Origin of the sequence: Thalassolituus sp. UBA6592 (assembly GCF_002433655.1) — a bacterium.
Lineage (GTDB): Bacteria > Pseudomonadota > Gammaproteobacteria > Pseudomonadales > Oceanobacteraceae > Venatoribacter.
In genome coordinates, this window is sequence record NZ_DJIO01000036.1 from 454 (window position 1) to 20,983 (window position 20,530).

General features: G+C 53.9%; 17 protein-coding genes. 10 read left to right on the plus strand and 7 right to left on the minus strand.

All coding sequences use genetic code 11. The features are described 5' to 3' along the window. From metH to B2Z72_RS03150, 6 genes are all read left to right on the plus strand, one after another. The coding region (metH, locus tag B2Z72_RS03125; protein WP_297004141.1) for a methionine synthase at window positions 1-3,055 on the plus strand (3,055 nt) is incomplete at its 5' end. A gap of 42 nt (window positions 3,056-3,097) precedes the next feature. Then, window positions 3,098-4,477, plus strand: coding sequence for an MATE family efflux transporter (locus tag B2Z72_RS03130; protein ID WP_296983453.1), 1,380 nt, complete (start codon window positions 3,098-3,100; stop codon window positions 4,475-4,477). A gap of 69 nt (window positions 4,478-4,546) precedes the next feature. Beyond that, window positions 4,547-5,338, plus strand: coding sequence for a glycerophosphodiester phosphodiesterase family protein (locus tag B2Z72_RS03135; protein WP_296983454.1), 792 nt, complete (start codon window positions 4,547-4,549; stop codon window positions 5,336-5,338). Window positions 5,339-5,586: 248 nt separating this feature from the next. Next, a complete protein-coding gene (locus B2Z72_RS03140; RefSeq protein ID WP_296983456.1) occupies window positions 5,587-7,260 on the plus strand; it encodes a nitrite/sulfite reductase in 1,674 nt (557 codons plus the stop codon). Further along, window positions 7,244-7,735, plus strand: coding sequence for a DUF934 domain-containing protein (locus tag B2Z72_RS03145; RefSeq protein WP_296983457.1), 492 nt, complete (start codon window positions 7,244-7,246; stop codon window positions 7,733-7,735). Before B2Z72_RS03140 ends, B2Z72_RS03145 begins: the two co-directional genes overlap by 17 nt. Window positions 7,736-7,945: 210 nt before the next feature. Next, the gene (locus B2Z72_RS03150; protein WP_296983458.1) at window positions 7,946-9,106 is read left to right on the plus strand and encodes a cation:proton antiporter; all 1,161 of its coding nucleotides are present in this window, start codon (window positions 7,946-7,948) and stop codon (window positions 9,104-9,106) included. A 112-nt stretch (window positions 9,107-9,218) separates the two neighbouring features. On the opposite strand, the gene B2Z72_RS03155 is transcribed toward B2Z72_RS03150, so the two are convergent. Continuing rightward, window positions 9,219-10,223, minus strand: coding sequence for a YhdH/YhfP family quinone oxidoreductase (locus B2Z72_RS03155; protein WP_297004144.1), 1,005 nt, complete (start codon window positions 10,221-10,223; stop codon window positions 9,219-9,221). A 19-nt stretch (window positions 10,224-10,242) separates the two neighbouring features. After that, window positions 10,243-11,313 (minus strand): protease SohB, encoded by a 1,071-nt coding sequence (gene sohB / locus B2Z72_RS03160; protein WP_296983460.1) that lies wholly within the window; start codon window positions 11,311-11,313, stop codon window positions 10,243-10,245. 264 nt (window positions 11,314-11,577) lie between these two features. On the opposite strand from sohB, the gene B2Z72_RS03165 reads away from it, so the two are divergent. Next, window positions 11,578-11,892, plus strand: coding sequence for an SCP2 sterol-binding domain-containing protein (locus tag B2Z72_RS03165; RefSeq protein WP_296983462.1), 315 nt, complete (start codon window positions 11,578-11,580; stop codon window positions 11,890-11,892). Window positions 11,893-11,987: 95 nt separating this feature from the next. Here the strand turns inward: B2Z72_RS03165 and B2Z72_RS03170 are convergent, their stop codons facing one another. After that, on the minus strand, window positions 11,988-12,629 hold the full coding sequence (locus tag B2Z72_RS03170; protein ID WP_297004146.1) for a hypothetical protein: 642 nt from the start codon (window positions 12,627-12,629) through the stop codon (window positions 11,988-11,990). A 3-nt stretch (window positions 12,630-12,632) separates the two neighbouring features. Then, window positions 12,633-14,276 carry a hypothetical protein gene (locus B2Z72_RS03175; protein WP_296983464.1) on the minus strand — a complete coding sequence of 548 codons (1,644 nt, stop codon included), beginning with the start codon at window positions 14,274-14,276 and terminating at the stop codon, window positions 12,633-12,635. Window positions 14,277-14,547: 271 nt separating this feature from the next. Here B2Z72_RS03175 and nhaB point away from each other — a divergent pair, with 271 nt between their 5' ends. Then, window positions 14,548-16,044 (plus strand): sodium/proton antiporter NhaB, encoded by a 1,497-nt coding sequence (gene nhaB / locus B2Z72_RS03180; RefSeq protein WP_296983465.1) that lies wholly within the window; start codon window positions 14,548-14,550, stop codon window positions 16,042-16,044. A 25-nt stretch (window positions 16,045-16,069) separates the two neighbouring features. On the opposite strand, the gene dnaQ is transcribed toward nhaB, so the two are convergent. The 3 genes from dnaQ to B2Z72_RS03195 are packed head-to-tail and all read right to left on the minus strand — an operon-like array spanning window position 16,070 to window position 17,980. Further along, the gene (dnaQ, locus tag B2Z72_RS03185; RefSeq protein ID WP_296983467.1) at window positions 16,070-16,771 is read right to left on the minus strand and encodes a DNA polymerase III subunit epsilon; all 702 of its coding nucleotides are present in this window, start codon (window positions 16,769-16,771) and stop codon (window positions 16,070-16,072) included. After that, window positions 16,768-17,208 carry a ribonuclease HI gene (rnhA, locus tag B2Z72_RS03190; protein WP_296983468.1) on the minus strand — a complete coding sequence of 147 codons (441 nt, stop codon included), beginning with the start codon at window positions 17,206-17,208 and terminating at the stop codon, window positions 16,768-16,770. The genes dnaQ and rnhA overlap by 4 nt, the downstream gene beginning before the upstream one ends. Then, window positions 17,198-17,980, minus strand: a complete 783-nt coding sequence (locus B2Z72_RS03195) for a class I SAM-dependent methyltransferase (protein WP_296983469.1) — start codon at window positions 17,978-17,980, stop codon at window positions 17,198-17,200. The genes rnhA and B2Z72_RS03195 overlap by 11 nt, the downstream gene beginning before the upstream one ends. A 187-nt stretch (window positions 17,981-18,167) precedes the next feature. Here B2Z72_RS03195 and B2Z72_RS03200 point away from each other — a divergent pair, with 187 nt between their 5' ends. Both B2Z72_RS03200 and B2Z72_RS03205 read left to right on the plus strand, forming a co-directional pair. After that, complete coding sequence (locus B2Z72_RS03200; RefSeq protein WP_296983470.1) at window positions 18,168-19,718, plus strand: LysM peptidoglycan-binding domain-containing protein; 1,551 nt, start codon at window positions 18,168-18,170, stop codon at window positions 19,716-19,718. Between the two features lie 34 nt (window positions 19,719-19,752). After that, the coding region (locus B2Z72_RS03205; protein ID WP_297004148.1) for an ABC transporter substrate-binding protein at window positions 19,753-20,530 on the plus strand (778 nt) is incomplete at its 3' end.

Below are 20,530 nucleotides of genomic sequence, written 5' to 3' on the forward strand. Positions count from 1 at the left end.
GATCATGATTTCCGGCACCATCACGGATGCCTCTGGCCGTACCCTGTCGGGCCAGACCGCCGAAGCCTTCTACAACTCGCTGGCTCACGCCAAACCGCTGACCATAGGCCTGAACTGCGCCCTGGGGGCGGAAGAACTGCGCCCGCACATCGAAGAATTATCGAACAAAGCCAACTGCTTTATTTCAGCTCACCCGAACGCCGGTCTGCCAAATGAATTTGGTGAATACGACCAAACGCCTGCGCAAATGGCGGAGATCGTAGAAGAATTTGCCGCTTCCGGCTTCCTGAATATTCTCGGTGGTTGCTGTGGTTCTGAACCGGCACACATCAAGGCTATCGCTGAGGCGGTTGCCAAACACAAGCCGCGTAAGATCCCTGAGATCAAACCAGCCTGTCGCCTGTCTGGACTGGAGCCGTTCAACTTTGATGAAACCAGCCTGTTTGTGAACGTCGGCGAACGCGCCAACGTGACCGGCTCAGCTAAGTTCAAACGTCTGATCGTCGAGGAAAACTACGATGAAGCGTTGGAAATCTGCCGTGAACAGGTGGAGAACGGCGCCCAGATCATCGACATCAACATGGACGAAGGCATGCTGGACTCTCAGTCTGCCATGGTGCGTTTCCTCAACCTGATCGCGTCCGAGCCGGATATCGCCCGTGTCCCCATCATGGTGGACTCGTCCAAGTGGGAAATCATTGAAGCCGGCCTGAAGTGCATTCAGGGCAAGGCCGTGGTGAACTCTATCTCACTGAAAGAAGGCAAAGAAGAATTCGTCGCCAAAGCCAAAGCCTGTATGCGCTATGGCGCTGCGGTTGTGGTCATGGCCTTTGATGAAGACGGCCAGGCGGACACCGAAGCACGTAAAAACGAAATCTGCGAAAACTCCTACCGTATTCTGGTCGATGAAGTGGGCTTCCCGCCGGAAGACATTATCTTTGACCCGAATATTTTTGCGGTAGCAACCGGTATTGAAGAACACAACAACTACGCTGTGGACTTCATCAACGCCTGTAAATTCATCACCGAAAACCTGCCCTATGCAAAAATTTCCGGTGGTGTTTCCAACGTTTCTTTCTCCTTCCGTGGTAACAACCCGGTGCGTGAAGCGATTCACTCAGTGTTCCTCTACCACGCCATTAAAAACGGCCTGAGCATGGGTATCGTTAACGCTGGTCAGCTGGCGGTGTATGACGATCTGCCTGCAGAACTGAAAGAACTGGTTGAAGACGTTGTCCTGAATCGCCGTGAGGATTCCACTGACCGCCTGTTAGCCGTAGCCGACAACTATCGTGGCGACGGCTCAGTGGCAGAAAAAGAAGACGAAGAATGGCGTTCTCTGCCAGTCGCGGAGCGTCTGACGCACGCCCTGGTCAAAGGTATCAACGCCCACGTTGAAGCCGATACCGAAGAAGCCCGCCAGATGTTCGACCGTCCGATCGAAGTGATCGAAGGTCCATTGATGGATGGTATGAACGTGGTCGGCGACCTGTTTGGTTCCGGTAAAATGTTCCTGCCGCAGGTGGTAAAAAGCGCCCGTGTAATGAAACAGGCCGTGGCCTACCTGCTGCCGTTTATCGAAGACGAAAAAGACGGTAAGTCAGAATCCCAGGGCAAAATTCTGATGGCCACGGTCAAAGGCGACGTACACGATATCGGTAAAAATATCGTTGGTGTGGTGCTGCAGTGTAATAACTTTGAGGTCATCGACCTCGGTGTGATGGTGCCTGCAGAAAAAATTCTGAAAACCGCCAAAGAAGAAAACGTCGATATCATCGGCCTGTCCGGTCTGATCACCCCATCACTGGATGAAATGGTACACGTAGCGCGGGAAATGCAGCGTCAGAATTACCATATTCCGCTGCTGATCGGTGGTGCAACCACATCGAAAGCACACACTGCCGTGAAAATTGAACCGCAATATCAGAACGATATTGCCGTCTATGTGGCGGATGCCTCCCGTGCCGTGGGTGTTGCGCAGAAACTGGTGAATGCCAACTCGAAAAAAGAATTTATCGCTGAACGTCGTGAAGAATACGAAGGGGTGCGCGAGCGTAATGCCAATCGCAAAGCCAAAGCACTGCTCAGCTATAAAGACGCCTGCGCCAATCCGTTTGACGGCAAATGGGACAGCTACACACCGGCCGCTCCGGTAAAAACCGGTATTACCCGTTACGAAAACTTTGATCTGGCGGAACTGGCTGAATACATCGACTGGACACCGTTCTTTATGTCCTGGGAACTGGCCGGCAAATTCCCACGCATTCTGGAAGACGAAGTGGTCGGTGAAGCTGCCACCAATCTGTATAAAGATGCCCGCGCTATGTTGCAGCGCATCATTGATGAAAAATTATTCAATGCCAAAGCGGTGGTCGGCATCTGGCCTGCCAACCGCGTTGGTGCTGATGACATCAAAGTATTTGATGCTGACAGCCATGAAGAGCTGGCGATTCTGCACCATCTGCGTCAGCAGACGGATAAACCAAACAGTCAGCCAAACTACTCTCTGGCCGACTACGTTGCACCAGAAGGCACCCAGGATTACATCGGTGGTTTTGTGGTTACTGCCGGTTTTGAAGCTGAACATCTGGCGAAGGAATTTGACGCCAACAACGATGATTACAACAGCATCATGATGAAGGCACTGGCCGACCGTCTGGCGGAAGCCTTCGCTGAGCGTATGCATGAAATCGTACGTAAAGAGCTGTGGGGCTACGCGGCAGATGAAAGCCTGAGCAATGAAGATCTGATCAAAGAGAACTACAAAGGTATCCGCCCGGCACCTGGCTACCCTGCATGTCCCGATCATACCGAAAAAGAAACCCTTTTCCGCCTGCTGGATGCAGAAGCGGCAACCGGTGTATCTCTGACCGAAAGCTTTGCCATGACACCGGCGGCTTCCGTCAGTGGCTGGTATTTTGCGCATCCGGAGGCCAAATACTTTGGTCTGGGCAAAATCGGTAAGGATCAGGTTGAAGACATCGCTGCCCGCAAAGGCATGGATGTCGAAACCATGGAGCGCTGGCTGGCACCTCACCTCAGCTACGACCGCTGAGGTGGAATGACAGGTGGCATGAGGGACGACGCAAGAGATCGCATGAATCTGGTCGCCAGAGGCTGGCAACGCCTGGCACTGATGCTGGGCGTCCTTCTTCGTATTGAAGAAAAGCGCCTCAAGCGCATTTTTGCCATCAGCATTCCCATTATTGGTGGCATGCTGTCCCAGAGTGTGATCAATCTGGTTGATGCCGCTATGGTAGGTCGCCTTGGCGATGCTGCGCTGGCCGGCGTTGGCATTGGCTCTTACGCAACCTTTATCACCGTTTCTGTGGTTATGGGTCTTTCCGCTGGCGTACAGGCCATGGTGGCCCGCCGCCAGGGCGCCGGACAGCTGGATCAGATCGGTGAACCTCTGATTGCCGGCCTGCAACTGGCGGCCTTGATTGGCCTACCTCTCACCCTGCTGGTCTATCTCGCAACGCCCTGGTTTATCCCTCTCTTTAATTCGGATCAGCCAGTGCTCGACGTTGCCATGCCCTATTTTGAGTGGCGCACTCTGGCGACGGTTGCTGTCGGTATGAACTTCGTTTTCCGTGGATTCTGGAACGGCATCAGCGAAGGCAAAAAATACCTCTACATTCTGTTGCTGATGCATCTGGTAAACATCATTGTCAGCTGGGTGCTGATTTTTGGTATCAGCAGCTGGGACGGCTTTGGTGCGGTTGGCTCCGGCATGGGCACCACCATTGCCCTGTTCTTTGGCTGCGCCATGAATTTCTGGGTCACGTTCCACCGCCATCGTGAACGCTTCCGCCTGAGCGGTGTCAGCGCCGACACCATGCGCAGTATCGTGCGCCTGACCATCCCCAATTCCACCCAACAGACTCTGTTTGCCCTGGGTAATGGTGTTCTGTTCTGGATCATCGGCCTGGTCGGCACGCAGGAGCAGGCCATCGGCCATATTCTGATCAGCCTGATGCTGCTGATGATTTTACCTGCGGTTGGCCTCGGCATGGCCGCCACCAGTCTGGTCGGTCACTCACTGGGGCGCGAAGAGCCGGTTGACGCCTACCGCTGGGGCTGGGAAGTCACCCGGGTAGCCGTATTTATTATGGCCATTGCCGGCCTGCCGTTGTGGTTGTTTCCGGAATACGTGCTGCGCATATTCACCCCGCATCCTGAGCTGATCGCTCTGGGCGAATGGCCGCTGCGTATCACCGGGCTGAATATCGCGCTGGAAGTCACCGCCATGGTACTGACCCAGGCTTTACTGGGTGCTGGCGCCAGCAAACAGGTCATGATCATCAACCTGCTGATGCAGTGGTGTGTATTGCTGCCGCTGGCATTTCTGGTTGGCCCGGTTGCCGGCTTCGGACTGCTGGGAATCTGGTTGCTTCAGGGCATACAACGTATTACTTTATCGGCCATCTACGGTGCCATCTGGCGTAAGCAGACATGGGGCCGGATTTCTTTTTAAGACGTTTAACCTTGCAGTAACGTCTGACCGTCAGGCTTTAAAATCTGACACTTTCCGTATGAGGCCAGTATGCCGAGAGTTCATCCCCTGCAGCCGGTATCGGCTTACGAATACATTACGCCAGTCGTTGCCCATCGCGGCGCCAGTGCCGAAGCGCCGGAAAATACTGCCGCAGCTATCCGGCTGGCAGCCTCTCAGGGCGCCCGCTGGGCGGAAGTGGACGTTACCATCAGCGCCGACGGTATCGCGGTTATTCACCATGATCACGACCTGAACCGCTGCTCTGACGGTAATGGTCTGGTGATTCTGCAACAACTGGCGCAACTGAGAAAACTCGACTGCGGCAGCTGGTTCAGCAGCAATTACAGCGGCGAGCCTTTGCTGACCCTGGCGGATCTGATTCTGCTGGCCAACGAACTGGAAATAGCCCTTAACCTGGAAATCAAACCGACACCAGGACGCGAAGACGAAACCGTCTGGGCCATTGCCGAAACCCTGCGCACAGTGCCCAGCGAGCAGCCTATCCTGCTCAGCTCATTTTCTTTTTATGCCTTGCGCGCAGCAAAAGACTACCTGCCCCATCTGACCCGCGCCCTGAATGTCGAAGCCATCCCCAAAGACTGGCACAGCCGTCTGGAAGAACTGGACTGCCATGGCCTGCACTTCGCCCATGAGTTTTCGCAGCCAGCGCTGATCGCGGAAATCCGTCAGGCCGGCTACCACATGCTGGTGTTCACCGTGAACAACGCCCATGAAGCGCAGAAGCTGCTGGATATCGGCGTCAGTGCGGTATTTACCGACTTCCCGGGCCGTATGATCCGCGGTCTTGCCAGCGCAGAACACGCAGGAGTTGCTCATTAGCGGACCCCTGCTGAATACGGCTGCGAACTCAGCGGACGGTTAAAACCGGGCAGATTTCAGCAGCAACGCTCTTATTCCACTATGTTTTAGACATATAGATAAATATTCATTTTGCATATATAGAAGCTCTGTTAATGTGCGCTGCTATATAACTGGGGTGTTGTGGATCCTGCCATCAGCGATGACCTGATTGACGATCAAATCCACCATCCCGAGCAAACTCAAAACCAATCAGCAACCGGTTTCCTATGTACGTATACGACGAATACGACCAGCAGCTGCTGAATGAGCGCGTCGCTCAGTTCAGTGGTCAGGTTACACGTTATCTCGACGGTAAAATCCCGGAAGAAGAATTCCTTCCGCTGCGATTACAGAACGGCATTTATGTTCAGCGCTATGCTCCTATGCTGCGCGTGGCAGTGCCTTATGGCGCCCTGAACTCTGCCCAGATGCGCGCTCTGGCACGCGTTGCCCGTGAATACGATAAAGGCTACGCCCACTTCTCTACCCGCCAGAACGTCCAGTTCAACTGGCCAGCTCTGGCGGAGTGTCCGCAGATTCTGGCGGACCTTGCTGAAGTGCAGATGCACGCCGTGCAGACCAGCGGTAACTGTATCCGTAACACCACCACCGACGAGTATGCCGGTGTTATTGCTGAAGAGATTACTGATCCACGTCCTTACTGCGAAATCATCCGTCAGTGGTCTACCTTCCACCCGGAATTTGCTTTCCTGCCGCGTAAGTTCAAGATTGCTGTGAATGCTGTTCCAGGCGCTGACCGCGCTGCGATTCAGATTCACGACATCGGCGTTAACATCGTACGCAATGAAGCCGGTGAACTGGGCTACCGCATCCTCGTCGGCGGCGGTCTGGGCCGTACCCCGGTTATTGGTACTGAAATCCGTGCTTTCCTGCCGGAAGAAGATCTGCTGACCTACCTGGATGCGGTAATCCGCGTGTACAACCAGTTTGGTCGCCGCGATAACAAGTACAAAGCCCGTATCAAGATTCTGACCAAAGCGCTGGGCATTGAGCGCATGCGTGAACTGGTTGAAGCTGAATGGGAACGTATCCGTGACGGCGAAGGTAAACTGACTCAGGCCGAACTGGATCGCGTGAAAAAACACTTCACCGAACCTGCATACAAAGACCTGCAGGATGAGCCGGCCGAACTGACGTCTGCCAAAGCTGAAAATGCAGCGTTTGCCCGCTGGTTGCAGCGCAACGTGCGCGCACACAAAAAAGCCGGTTATGCCGTCGTCACCCTGACACTGAAGCAGAAAGGTACGCCACCGGGTGATATCACTGCCGAGCAGATGGATCAGGTTGCCGATCTTGCTGACCGTTACAGCTTTGGTGAACTGCGTTCAAGCCATCAGCAGAACCTGGTTCTGCCGGATGTGGAACAGGCCGAACTGTTCGCACTGTGGCAGGAAGCGAAAGCCAACGCCCTGGCGACGCCGACCCTCGGCCTGCTGACCGATATGATCTGCTGCCCGGGCGGCGACTTCTGCGCCCTGGCCAACGCCAAGTCTATTCCGGTAGCAGAAGCCATTCAGGTACGCTTTGACGATCTTGATTATCTGCATGACCTGGGTGAAATCGACCTGAACATTTCCGGCTGTATGAATGCCTGTGGTCACCACCACGTTGGCAACATCGGTGTACTGGGTGTCGATAAGAAAGGCGAAGAGTTCTACCAGATTTCTCTGGGGGGCTCCGCCGCCGGTAACAACAGTGAAGAAGCGTCACTGGGTAAAATCCTCGGACCTTCTTTCGCCCGTGAGCGTATGGCCGATGTGATTCAGACCATTCTCGACTTCTATGTTGAAAAACGCCTCGACGGCGAGTCTTTCCTCGAAGCTTACCGTCGTATTGGTCATGGTGCATTTAAGGAGGCAGTATATGGCCCAGCTGATTAAGCAACAGCAGGTTATCGGCAGCGATAACTGGCAGGTCATCGAAGACGATGCCGCCGTTTCTGATTATGCCATCGTTTCGCTGAGCCGCTGGCAGGCAGAGCGCGACACTCTGGCTGAAAAAGCACAGGCCGGCGTACTCGGTCTGTTCCTGAAAAGTGAAGAAACTGCTGACCTGATCGGTGACGATGCCAGCCGCTTCGCACTGATTGCCATTGATTTTCCTAAGTTCACTGATGGTCGTGGCTATACCGCTGCCCGCCTGCTGCGTGAACGTCACGGTTATCAGGGCGAGCTGCGCGCCATGGGCGATGTGCTGATCGACCAGCTGTTTTCCATGCAACGTTGTGGCTTCGACAGCTTTAACCTGCGCGATGATCAGGATCAGGAAGAAGCACTGAAGGCATTTTCGACCTTCACCAGCTGCTACCAGACCGACGCCCGCGAGCCGCGTCCACTGTTCCGCCGCCGCGCATAACGCACGGCATGGCGCCAGCTGCCAGTCAGGACAATGGTTCTGACTGGTAGTTTACCGATAGCCAAGTCTCCCCGCCTGCCTTACTCTTGCGGTAAATGTCACCAACAGAATCCATCAGACCGACCGGATATCCCGCAGTATAATCACGCGTTTTTCACTGCCTTTTTTCATTGCCCGTTTCTTCATTGACCGTTTTTTTGTGGAGCGCCGATGCAGCAGGACATTGTCTTTTCGATCTTTATTATCTTTGCCGGCGCTGCCGTACTGGCAACCTTCGCCCTCTACACACGCCAGCCGGTGCTGATTGCCTATATTGCGCTGGGTGCTCTGGTAGGTCCGTTTGGCCTGGGCTGGATCAGTGACCCGCAACAGATGGTGCACCTGGCCGACATCGGTATTATTTTCCTGCTGTTTCTGCTTGGCCTGGATATGCAGCCATCGGCGCTGCTGGCGGTGTTACGCAAAGCCATGCTGGTTGCCATTATCAGCTCGCTGGTGTTTTTCGCCGCCGGCTTTGGCCTGACCCAGGCGTTTGGCTTCAGCCGTATCGACAGCCTGATTATTGGTCTGGCGATGATGTTTTCCAGCACCATCATCGGTCTCAAGCTGCTGCCGACCACAGTGCTGCACCATAAGCGCATGGGCGAACTGATGATTGGTCTGCTGTTGATTCAGGATATGTTCGCGATCTTTGTGCTGATTCTGCTGGGCGTCATGGAGGGTGGATCCAACATGCCGGTGTGGCAGCCATTTGCAGCATTGCCTTTATTGGCCGCGGGCTGCTTCCTGCTGGTGAAAGGCGTGATCCTACCCTTAATCGCCCGCTTCGACCGTTACCACGAGTATCTGTTTATTCTCGCCATTGGCTGGTGTCTGGCCGTGGCGGAAGCCGCCAAAATCGTGGGGCTGACCCACGAAATCGGCGCCTTTATCGCAGGTGTCACCCTGGCGACCAGTCCGATTGCACAGTTTATGGCCATCAGCCTGAAGCCATTACGGGATTTCTTTCTGGTGATGTTCTTCTTTGCCTTAGGTGCCCGCTTCAATATTGGCTTACTGACGGATGTGATCGTGCCCGCGTTGCTGCTGGCCATCATTATTCTGATCATCAAGCCGGTGAGCTTCCGCTTTCTGCTTGGCCGCTTCAGTGAACGCCGGGAGCTGGCCTGGGATGTCGGCTTCCGTCTGGGGCAGATCAGCGAATTCTCGCTGCTGATCGCCTTTGTTGCCCTGCAGAGCGCCCTGCTCAGTGAAACCGGCTCTCTGCTGATTCAGGCAACCGCCATCATTACCTTCGTCATCTCCAGTTACATTGTGGTGTTCAACTACCCGAACCCCATTGCGGTCAGCGATAAATTACGCCGCGACTGATACTGCAAACCGGCTGGCCAGGCCAGGCCATGCACAACCGCTAAATCACGCCCAGCAGCCACAAAAAAGCCCGCTCAGCGGGCTTTTTCATTTCAGCGGTGAAGCGCAGATATTATTCCTGCGCCAGATTCAGCCGGTAACGGCCCACCCCCTGGCCGCTGAGGATTTTCTTCAGCGTTGCATCCAGCTCGCTGCGGCCAAGATCGGTTGTCAGATCATTCAGTCCGGGCAACGCCCATTCCGCGGCGGCTTTATTAAGCACAGATTGCTTATCTTCGCGCGGAATTTCGACTGAATCCACGCCAAGCAGACTGACGCCCCGCAAAATAAACGGAAACACGCTGGCTTCCACTTTGATCCCTGCCACCATGCCGCAAGTAGAAACGGCACCTTCCGGCATGATCTGCGGAATCAGCGCTGAGACCAGATCGCCGCCTGTGGTATCCAGAGCGGCCTGATACAAAGGCTTGGCCATGGCTTTGCCTTTCAGAGCCAGCACTTCGTCGCGACCAATAATGGCGGATGCGCCAAGGGAGGTCAGAAACTCCGCCTGTTCCGGCTTCCCGGACAGAGCAATAACCTCGTAACCAAGCTTACTCAGCAGTGCTACTGCCACTGAGCCTACACCGCCAGTAGCACCCGTGACGACCACCGGGCCTTTACCCGGTGCGATACCAGCGCGCTCCAGCTTCTGCACACTTAAGGCAGCGGTGAATCCTGCCGTCCCCCAGGCCATAGCATCGGCCATGGTCAGATTATCGGGCTTTTTCAGCACCCAGCTGGCCGGAACACGAATATGCTGACCAAAGCCGCCGGCGGTATTCATTCCCAGATCATAACCAAACAGCACAACTTCTTCGCCAGCGGCAAATTCTTCTGAGCTGCTGCTCAGCACAACACCTGCAGCATCGATGCCAGGCGTATGCGGGTAACTGCGGGTTACCCCTTTGTTGCCTGAGGCTGATAAGGCATCTTTATAATTCAGCGAGGAATAATGAACCTCAATGACTACGTCACCGTCGGGTAAATCACTGTCTTCCATGGATTGCCAGCCGGTCGTATAAACCGGTTTTTCAGCGCTGGAATCCTCTTCCACGCGGTATGCAAGAAATGCCATATTGCCTCCTCGTTGGGGGTTACCCCTTATTCTGTTGTTGGCGCGTAAGCATAGTTAACAGGCGCGTAAACGCACCCTCAGCGCCGCGCTCTACCGCGACACCCAGTTTTTCCTGAAGCGTTTTACGGAATTCATAACGCACCTGATACACATCTGCTCTTTCGCAGGCTGCCATCAGATAATCATCGCTGGTCCCCACTTCATCAATAAGACGTTTATCCAGCGCCTGCTGGCCATACCAGATGTCGCCGTTGGCCACTTCTTCGATATCAATGCGCGGGCGGAACTGTTTAACGTGATTTTTGAACAGCACATGCGTGTCTTCCAGATCGGTCTGGAATTTTTCCCGTGCCTCTTCGGTATTTTCACCGAACATGGTCACCGTACGCTTATACTTACCGGCCGTGAACAGCTCATAATCAACGTCATGTTTCTTCAGCAAACGGTGGAAGTTCGGTAGCTGTGCGACCACCCCGATAGAGCCGACAATGGCAAACGGCGCAGCAACGATGCGATCAGCAATACTCGCCATCATATAGCCACCGCTGGCTGCGACTTTATCGATACACACGGTCAGTGGAATACCACGGTCACGCACACGTTTCAGCTGAGACGCCCCCAGACCATAGCTGTGCACCATGCCGCCGCCACTTTCCAGTCGCACAACCACTTCGTCATCTGGCGTAGCCAAGGTGAGAACAGCGGTCACTTCCTGCCGCAGATGCTCCACCTGACTGGCCTGAATATCACCATCAAAATCCAGCACATAAATACGTTTGGTTTTGTCGACAGTCGCCATAGCATCTTTAACGCCCTTCAGACGTTTCTTCTCAGCTTTGGCTTTTTCTTTATCTTCTTTTTTCTTTTCTTTTTCTTTCGCCTTGATGGCGTCACGGGTCAGGACAGAGTCTTCCAGCTGTTCTTTATGGTCTTCGAGGTCATCATTGATCTTGCGGATGTTGAGTTCGCCTTCGTTGGAGCGGCGATTGCGGCTGCCAATGGCAACGATTCCACCGATCACAACCAGAATGGCCACCACAATTGTCACCGCTTTGAGGACAAACAGGCCATAGTCAGAGATAAATTCCACACATGCTTCCTTTAGTACGTAATATTTGCAGCAATGCCACAGGATAACGGATTCAGGCGCGTGGACAAGTCAGCGTTTGCAAGGAATTCAAACGGACGTATGATTTTTGATTGACAGGCATACCGTCTCACCATAGAGTTGACCGGTCCAGTGGACAACCATTGCAAATTATCATGCAAAATAACACCCATGACAGGATGCTGACACGGCAACATCTGATCAGCAGATCTCCTGTCTTTCAGTAGCAATAATAAGGAAACCGTTATGGCATCTGTTGCAGAAATCATCGAAACAATGAACAGCAAGTTCAACGCCGCGGCCGCAGCTGACCTGGACCTGATTTTCCAGTTCAATATTGAAGACGGCGAGACCTACCACCTGATCGTTAAAGACGGCAGCTGCAGCGTTGCTGAAGGCGAAAACGACGACGCTAACGTTACTCTGATCATGAACACTGAAACCCTGGAAGGCATCGTATCCGGTGATACTGATGGCATGCAGGCTTTCATGTCCGGTCAACTGCGTGTTGAAGGTGACATGATGCTGGCCACCAAGCTGGGCGAACTCTTCCCTGCCTGATCTGCCAGAAACGAAAAAAGCGGCCAATGGCCGCTTTTTTTATGTCTGGATTCCAGCTCTTTCTGAGCTTTCCCACTAGCTGTTGCGTTCGTTCTTTACCAGTCACTCTGCAGCACTTTCTCCGCCACATCGTTCAATGGTCGGGCCATCATACCTTTCGGCGTCAAATTGACAGAATACACGGCACCATTCACCAGCGGCATATACACGGCACGTCCGGATTCAGCTTCAAGCCAGAAACTGTGCCCTTTCAGCGCACTCCACAGATCGACCCAGCGGGAATCAGACAAGGCATACACGGTGCGCTCAGCAGTACGTTCCTGTTCCAGCGACAGGTAACGCCCGGACAAACGGTCGAGACGATACAGAGGCATCTTACCCATGGCCGCCATTGGACCACTCCAGACCAACAGACGAACATCCAGCTGCCACTGATCACCCATCAGCTTGTAGCGTTGTTCAGTGCCATCTGCACCGGCCAGCGTCAGGTCAAAAACCTGATCATCAAGCTGATACACACTGACCGTTGCCAGAGGTTGCTCCTGCAGTAACTGACGATAACTCCAGAGATCCACCAGGGCAAAGACGCCGGCCACTGTAAGTAATACCAGCACAAAGCCGAGCGTGCCTTTCAGCCATTGAATAAACCAGCCACGGCGCCACCAAAGCAGCACCACGATAACGATGGCGATAATCAGCAGAACACTGGTAATGCCAGTGAGTGTTCCCTGTAACATACGTTACTTCCTCAGATGGGTAATACTTTCCCGAGCCAGCTGAACGGCTTCTTCTGCACCGGCGGTTTGCCCTACCAGAGAATCAAGGAAATACTCGATGGCCGTCAGCGCATCTGCCATAGCTTCCATCTGCGCCTGTTTCGGCGGGATTTCCGACTCAAGTACATCGCGTTGCAGGAAGCGGTTAAGCTCCATCAGCATGTCATGCACTTCCGGCCGCTCCAGGAACATCATGGCCCCGGATACATCAATAATGCTTTTGCCGACGTTGCGGATATGCAGTTTATCGCCATTCGAATCGATATAAGAACCCACTGCCCGCTTGATCATGGTCATGGCCGTCATGGATTCCGACAACACAGCAATCCGCGCTTCATTCAGACTGACCGGATCAACCAGCGAATTCTGATCCAGACCTTCCTGCGTCAGCGAACGGATGGCCTGCTCAAGGTGAATAATTTCATCGGCGATGAAAGCCACTTCTTTACTCAGCACGGCGCTGCCGCCTGCTTCAAGCTTTTCTACCAGCTTCTGACAACGCTCCGATCCCTGCACTTCATTAGCAATCTGCAGAGTATCGCCGATTCGGTTGAGAGACTGGGCAAGCTCTTCAACACTGGTATCCGAAGCATCTGTACGTTCGATCAGGTCGAGCTGATCTTTAACCGACTGCAGCTCATCCTGCAACGCATCAGCCAGAGACTGCAGCGCGGACTGATCAGGGCCGCTCAGACGGGCGCGGCTGTGTGCCAGACCTGCTTCGCGGACTTCATTTTCTACATGAAATTCGCGCTGCAGTGTTTGCAGCTGTTCGGTTTCTGGCTCTGCCAGCGCAACCAGATAAACGAATTCTTTCAGCAGCCAGTCCGGCAGCTTTTCAGTAAAGGCCTGACCTTTACTTTCCTGAATGCGGCGGACCTGACGGTCGAGAGCACCCAGCAGCGAGATGCGCTGTGGGGTCATATCAAAGGAATCCTGCGACAGCGCATCTAACGCACCTGCCACCACATGCCAGAACAACCAGGATGCACCACCCCGGCTGGCCTGCTCAAAACGTTTCACGGCACGCTGCATCACCTGCACCGGACCACGACGACCGTGCCCACGGATCAGACCAATCAGCCCCAGCTGATATAACTGGCGGGCACGACGATACGGGAAAGACGCTGCATCATGCTGAGGTTCCGGCATCTGCAGTTTAGGGCGCAGATTCACCATAAAGAAGTAAGCTTCCGGCAATGGCTTTTCACCACGCACCCGGCGTACCACATTGATGGTCGGAATCAGCAGACTGGGCGCTACCGAGTTTCCGGCAGCAACAAATTCTACATAACGTTTGAGGAATACGACGGCCTGAGTAAAGGCATTCAGAATCGGCTCAGATACACCCTGCGAGCGCACGCTGCGACCGGTTTCGGCCAGTTCTTCACACAGTCGCTCACCGGCGCGGAAATCCAGCATCTTAAAGGTGCCACGGATTTGCTGTATCTCTTCGAGAAAGGAACGCAGACTTTCAGCGTCCGCCTGCTCAGAATAGGCATCAAGGTGGGACGCCGCCTGATCCAGCGCATTAGAAATCTCCGCCTTCACCAGATTCAGTGAAACGGAGAATTGGGTGACCTCACTTCCTGTCGATATATCAGCCATTATACGCGTCATTCTTATTAATCATGAAAACCATTCTAACGACAACAAAAGCAAAGAGCGATCCGTTTTCTGCAACATAAATGTGATGGACTATACTGCTTGATCAAAAACACATCGGCAATTCAGACAATATACACAGGTATTTGTTCCGATACTGCAAATGATTGATTAATGGCCAATTTATTGACTTTGCGTATTGCATTTGACGGCAAAGCGATTACATTTCGCCACGCTCTTTTGCCGTGCAGCGGCTAACTTAAGGATATTGACCATGCCGAAAAGCATACCTGCAGCGTTTGCCAGTAATTTTCTGGGCAGTGCTCCGGATTGGTATAAGAAAACCATTCTGGGGTTTCTGGTTGCTAATGTTATTTTTATTAATGTTCTGGGTCCATACATAACTGGCTGGATTCTGATCGTCGAGTTTATTTTTACTCTGGCAATGGCGCTCAAGTGCTACCCCCTCCAGCCAGGCGGTCTGCTGGCGATTGAATCCGTTATTCTGGGCATGGCCCATCCGGATATCATTTACGAAGAAGCCCTCGCCAACTTCCCGGTTATCCTGCTGTTGATGTTTATGGTTGCCGGTATCTTCTTTATGAAGGACCTGCTGCTGTTCGTTTTCACCAAGATTCTGCTTGGCGTACGCTCTAAAGTCATTCTGTCCTTTCTGTTTTCTATCGTTGCCGCCCTGCTGTCTGCGTTCCTCGATGCACTGACCGTAACAGCGGTACTGATCAGCGTTTCAGTCGGTTTTTACAACGTTTACCACAAGGTCGTGAGTAAAGGTGGCCTGGCCACAGACGATGAAGACATCAAAGAACAGCACCGTCAGGAACTGGAAGACTTCCGCGCATTCCTGCGCAGCCTGATGATGCATGGTGCCGTCGGTACCGCATTGGGTGGTGTCTGTACTCTGGTGGGTGAACCACAGAACCTGCTGATCGCCAAAATCGCAGGCTGGGAATTCATCGAGTTCTTCCACATGATGTCACCGGTTACCATGCCGGTTCTGGTTATGGGCCTGCTGACCTGTATGCTGCTGGAGAAATTCTGCTGGTTTGGCTACGGCGCAAAACTCCCGGCCGAAGTACGCACCATCCTGGAAGACTTTGACGCCGAACTGCAGAAGCAACTGATCCCTAAACGCAAAGCTCAGCTGTTCGTTCAGGGGCTGGTTGCCGTGTTCCTGGTATTTGGTCTGGCTTTCCATCTGGCCGAAGTAGGTCTGATCGGCCTGACCGTTATCGTACTGCTGACCGCCTTCAACGGCGTCATTGAAGAACACCAGATTGGTAAGGCCTTCGAAGAAGCGCTGCCGTTCACTGCACTGCTGGTGGTGTTCTTTTCGATCGTTGGTGTTATTCATTCCCAACACCTGTTTACACCGATCATTACCTGGATTCTGGATACCGATAACGTATCAACCCATGCCCAGCCGGGTATTTTCTTCCTGGCCAACGGCATTCTGTCGATGATCAGCGATAACGTTTTCGTTGCGACTGTGTATATTTCTGAAGTGAAAGCGGCATTGGATGGCGGTGAAATCACCCGTGAACATTTCGATGTGCTGGCCACTGCGATTAACACAGGCACCAACCTGCCAAGTGTTGCTACACCGAACGGTCAGGCTGCCTTCCTGTTCCTGCTGACCTCGGCACTGGCACCGCTGATTCGCCTGAGCTACGGCAAAATGGTGGTTATGGCGCTGCCTTACACCATCGTAATGACTGGTGTGGGCTACTTCGCAGTAACCCACTGGCTGTAAATCCCGTCGGACTTACAGCAAAGCATTAAACGCGGCGCCAGATGGCGCCGTCGCTTTTTTTATCGACCAGATCCAGCATTTTGTCGTGCGCCTCCAGCTCGGCAGACGAGGCCCGCACCACCACCAGATCTTCAGCATTGATGTTCTGCGTGTCGATATTCAGATCAACCACATCGTCTTTGTTGTCATCTTCAACCGCCAGCGCCAGATCGGTCTGACCGCCGGTCATCATCAGATACACATCCGCCAGAATTTCAGCATCCAGCAAAGCGCCGTGCAGCTCCCGGTGACTGTTGTCGATGCCGTATCGTTTACACAAAGCATCGAGGTTGTTACGTGCGCCCGGATGAAGATCCCGCGCCAGCGCCAGCGTATCGAGAATGCCACAGAACTCACGGGTCATCGGCAGATTCAGGCGACTGAATTCCGCATCCATCATACCGACGTCGAACGCCGCGTTATGAATGACCAACTCTGCACCATCAATAAAGGCACGGAAGTCATCCACTACCTGAGAAAACACCGGCGCATTCTGCTCAATCAGCCACTCGTTGGTGATGCCGTGAACTGCGGCGGCTTCTTCATCGATATCACGCTGCGGATTAACGTAAACATGGTAATGACGCCCGGTGAGCTTACGTTCAATAACCTCAACGCAACCGATTTCGATAATGCGGTGACCTTCACCAATACCTGTGGTTTCCGTATCCAGTACAACCTGTCTCAATTCAACACCTCTGCTACACCTTTGTTGGCCAACTGATCTGCGCGCTCATTTTCTGCGTGCCCGGCATGCCCCTTAACCCAGCGCCACTCTACTTCGTGACGCTGACATTGCTCATCCAGAGCCTGCCACAGATCCTGATTTTTAACCGGTTGTTTGGCGGCTGTTTTCCAGCCCCGTTTTTTCCAGCCAGCGAGCCATTCGTTAATGCCCTGTTTTACATATTGCGAGTCCGTGGTGAGCACCACAGAACATGGACGGGTCAGCGCTTTCAGACCTTCAATGGCGGCCTGCAGCTCCATACGGTTATTGGTGGTTGATTTATCACCACCCCACAGTTCTTTTTCTTTCGCGCCGTAGCGCAACAGCGCGCCCCAGCCACCCGGGCCGGGATTGCCTTTACAGGCGCCATCGGTATAGAGATATACCTTAGCTGACATGCAGTTTCTCCAGATCTTCCGCCGGCGCAGCGGTGCGCCCGGCTAATGGTTGTGTCATGCCAAACGCCGGCTCACTGAGCACCCAGCGTTTCGGCCGTATCGGGGTCATTCCGGCAATGGTTTTACGGGCAATCAGTATGTAGCCCGTCGCCGGCAGCCAGCGCACCCCGGCCAGCACCCGGTCTGTGCGCCGGCTTATTTTTTCCGAGCCCAGCGTCAGCGGCCAGGTATGAGCAATCGGATTGCTGTGCTCAATCCGGAAATCCAGCAGTGTCAGCCAGTCGCGCAGACGCCGCTCGCTGACCGGGTTGGTTACCCAGGGCATGCGGGTTGAAAACGTGCGCAGCCAGCGCACGCCACCCCAGATGCTGTAAGGGTTAAAACCGGTAACAATCAAATAGCCACTGGGGACAATACTCCGGGTTGCTTCACGGATAATCTGGTGCGGCCTGCCGCTCATATCCAGACAGTGCTGCAACACCACCACATCCAGACTGTTGTCAGCAAAAGGCCAGGCGTCGTCTTTCATCAGCGCCGATGATTCCGTCACGCCGTGTTGCCATGGCAGCCCCATGGTAAATGCATGCTTGGTACGGCCATGGCGCAAAAATTTCGGCTGGTTATCGATACCGGCATACAGCAGCTGATGACCATAAAGTTGAGAAGTCCATTCCTGCAGCCATCCGGCTTCCAGTGCTAACAATCTCTGCGCGACGGGTGTTTTTACCCAATTCAGATACATTTCCGGCTTAATCCGGACACTACCTGCCATGTTAATTCCCCCGGATTGTTCATCCTGATCCGTCTGCAAACCGCATCAGAGCTGGCGATTTGCAGTTGCTGACTTGCGGATGGCAGCTACGCTAATTAGACTGGCCGCTGACTAATGACATTGTAAACGTATGAAACGCTTCTCTCTATCGAAACACCTGTTAAAACCCAGGCTTTCTCACCCACGGGTGTTACGTAGCAGTCTGATTCTCGGCGGATTTATTTTTCTGAGCGGTTGTTCGCAGCTGAGTTCAAAACCAACTGCCGAAGCTGAAACCAAACGCACCGATGCCGACATATACATCATTGATGACTGGCAGCCTGCACCCGCCAGCCCGGAAACCTATGAAACCATCTGGGACCGGATTCTGGCTTCTTATCAGCTCGATATCAGCGTCGATAACCCGCGCATAGAATCCCAGCTCAACTGGTACAAATCGCATCCTGGTTACATGAACCGGGTAGCAGAGCGCGGCGTACGTTATCTGCACTTTATCATTGAGCAGATTGAAGCGCGGGATATCCCCGGCGAACTGGCTCTGCTGCCCATCGTCGAAAGTGCCTTTGATCCATTCGCCTACTCCCATGGCCGGGCATCCGGCGTATGGCAGTTTATTCCGGGAACCGGTCGTGATTTCGGTCTGCATCAGGACTGGTGGCACGACGGCCGCCGTGACATCCGTGCAGCAACGGAAGCAGCATTGCGTTACCTGAATGCCCTGCAGCGTGAATTTAATGGCGACTGGCTGCTGGCCCTCGCGTCTTACAATTCCGGGGCAGGTACTGTGCGCAAAGCCATGCGCAAGAACCGTCAGCGAGGCCTGCCGACCGACTTCTGGTCACTCGACCTGCCACGCGAAACCCGCGCCTATGTGCCAAAACTGATCGCGTTGGCCAAAATGATCAAAGAGCCGGAAAAATACAATCTGTCGCTCATGCCTCTGCCTGATGAGCCCTATTTTGCCGTGGTACAGACCGGCGGTCAGATCGACCTGTCACAGGTTGCTGATCTGGCGCAGACCTCACTGGATGAAATCTACAAACTGAATCCGGGCTTCAACCGCTGGGCGACACGTCCGGAAGGCCCGCACGAAGTGCTGATCCCGGTTGCCCAGAAAGATATTTTCAACCAGCAGATCGCTGCACTGCCGTCTTCAGCCCGTATGAAGTGGCAGCGCTACGCTGTGCGCAGCGGCGACAGCCTGATTACCATTGCGCGTAAATTTCACACCACACCGGATGCACTGAAGCAGGCCAACGGAATTCGCTCGAATATTATCCGTGCCGGTGACCAGCTGTTGATTCCGGGTGCCTTCAAGTCACAACAGGCGTATTCACAAAGCGTCAGCCAACGCCTCGATCGCCTGAAAACAGCACGCCAGCCAACCAATACCCAAAAAATTGAGTATCAGGTGCGCAGTGGTGACAGCTTCTGGCAGATTGCACGTAATCATGACGTGTCCGTTGGCGAACTGGCGCGCTGGAATGGCATGGCACCTGGCGATCCTCTGAAGGCCGGACAAAGCCTGGTAATCTGGGCCAAAAGTACCACACCGGGCAAACGCGAAGTTATCCGCAAAATCCGCTACCGCGTACGTCAGGGCGATTCACTGGCGCGCATATCGCAGAAATTCAACGTCCGCATCTCAGATCTGAAGCGCTGGAATGCTGCCGAAGTAAAAGCAAAATACCTGCAACCAGGGCAAATGCTGACGCTGTACGTCGACGTTATGCGTTGATAAAAATCAGCTCAGGGAACGAGGAAGTAACGATATGAGCAAAGTGCCGGAACTCACCCCCTGTGTGCACGATAACAGGGAGCAAACAAAGAGATTCCGGCACCTTGCAGCCAGATTCCTGACAGCGCTGATGATTGTCGGCTGCTCTCTGCCCGCCGCCGCCTTTACTGTTCAGTATGGCGACAGTGACGATCTCGACCAGGTTATCTGGCAGGACACAGCAAACCCCTTATCTCCCGGTTCTGAAGACGCCATACGCGGCGGACGCATGATTCGTGCAGTGGCTGAGTTTCCGCGCAACCTCCGCCGCATCGGCCCGGACACCGACACCCGCTTTGCCAGCACTCTGCGCTCACTGCAGCTGCCTCTTATGCTGCCATCCTATATCACAGGTCCGCAGGATTCTGCTGAGCTGTGGACGCCTGTATTGGCCAGTGCATGGGGCATAAATACCGATCAGAGCCTTTTGGTATTCCGCCTGCATGATGACGCCGAATGGTCAGATGGCATCCCCGTAAGCAGTGAAGATTTTGCTTTTTCCGGCCAATTTATCAGTGACCCGAAAACCGGGGCACCATGGCTGCGCCAGCAGTTAAAAGCGGTCAGTGACGGCATGGTGATCTTCAACAACCAGACCTTCGCCTTCCACCTGACCGCCGGGGTCAGCGAAGCGCTGACGACCCTCGCAGATATGCGCCCTTTTGCGCACCACGCCTATCGCAACGAAGATCTCTGGCCATCGGAATATAACTGGATGAAAGAGCCGACCACAGGCCCTTATTATCTGTCGCAGATCCGCCCCGGCCAATCCG

What these genes read in the sequence shown, in the direction of transcription:
- rnhA (WP_296983468.1), bottom strand. Translation starts at nt 17,208, where the DNA reads ATGTCAGCTAAGGTATATCTCTATACCGATGGCGCCTGTAAAGGCAAT.
- B2Z72_RS03140 (WP_296983456.1), top strand. Translation starts at nt 5,587, where the DNA reads ATGTACGTATACGACGAATACGACCAGCAGCTGCTGAATGAGCGCGTC.
- B2Z72_RS03165 (WP_296983462.1), top strand. Translation starts at nt 11,578, where the DNA reads ATGGCATCTGTTGCAGAAATCATCGAAACAATGAACAGCAAGTTCAAC.
- B2Z72_RS03170 (WP_297004146.1), bottom strand. Translation starts at nt 12,629, where the DNA reads ATGTTACAGGGAACACTCACTGGCATTACCAGTGTTCTGCTGATTATC.
- nhaB (WP_296983465.1), top strand. Translation starts at nt 14,548, where the DNA reads ATGCCGAAAAGCATACCTGCAGCGTTTGCCAGTAATTTTCTGGGCAGT.
- B2Z72_RS03195 (WP_296983469.1), bottom strand. Translation starts at nt 17,980, where the DNA reads ATGGCAGGTAGTGTCCGGATTAAGCCGGAAATGTATCTGAATTGGGTA.
- B2Z72_RS03175 (WP_296983464.1), bottom strand. Translation starts at nt 14,276, where the DNA reads ATGGCTGATATATCGACAGGAAGTGAGGTCACCCAATTCTCCGTTTCA.
- B2Z72_RS03150 (WP_296983458.1), top strand. Translation starts at nt 7,946, where the DNA reads ATGCAGCAGGACATTGTCTTTTCGATCTTTATTATCTTTGCCGGCGCT.
- B2Z72_RS03130 (WP_296983453.1), top strand. Translation starts at nt 3,098, where the DNA reads ATGAATCTGGTCGCCAGAGGCTGGCAACGCCTGGCACTGATGCTGGGC.
- B2Z72_RS03145 (WP_296983457.1), top strand. Translation starts at nt 7,244, where the DNA reads ATGGCCCAGCTGATTAAGCAACAGCAGGTTATCGGCAGCGATAACTGG.
- B2Z72_RS03135 (WP_296983454.1), top strand. Translation starts at nt 4,547, where the DNA reads ATGCCGAGAGTTCATCCCCTGCAGCCGGTATCGGCTTACGAATACATT.
- B2Z72_RS03155 (WP_297004144.1), bottom strand. Translation starts at nt 10,223, where the DNA reads ATGGCATTTCTTGCATACCGCGTGGAAGAGGATTCCAGCGCTGAAAAA.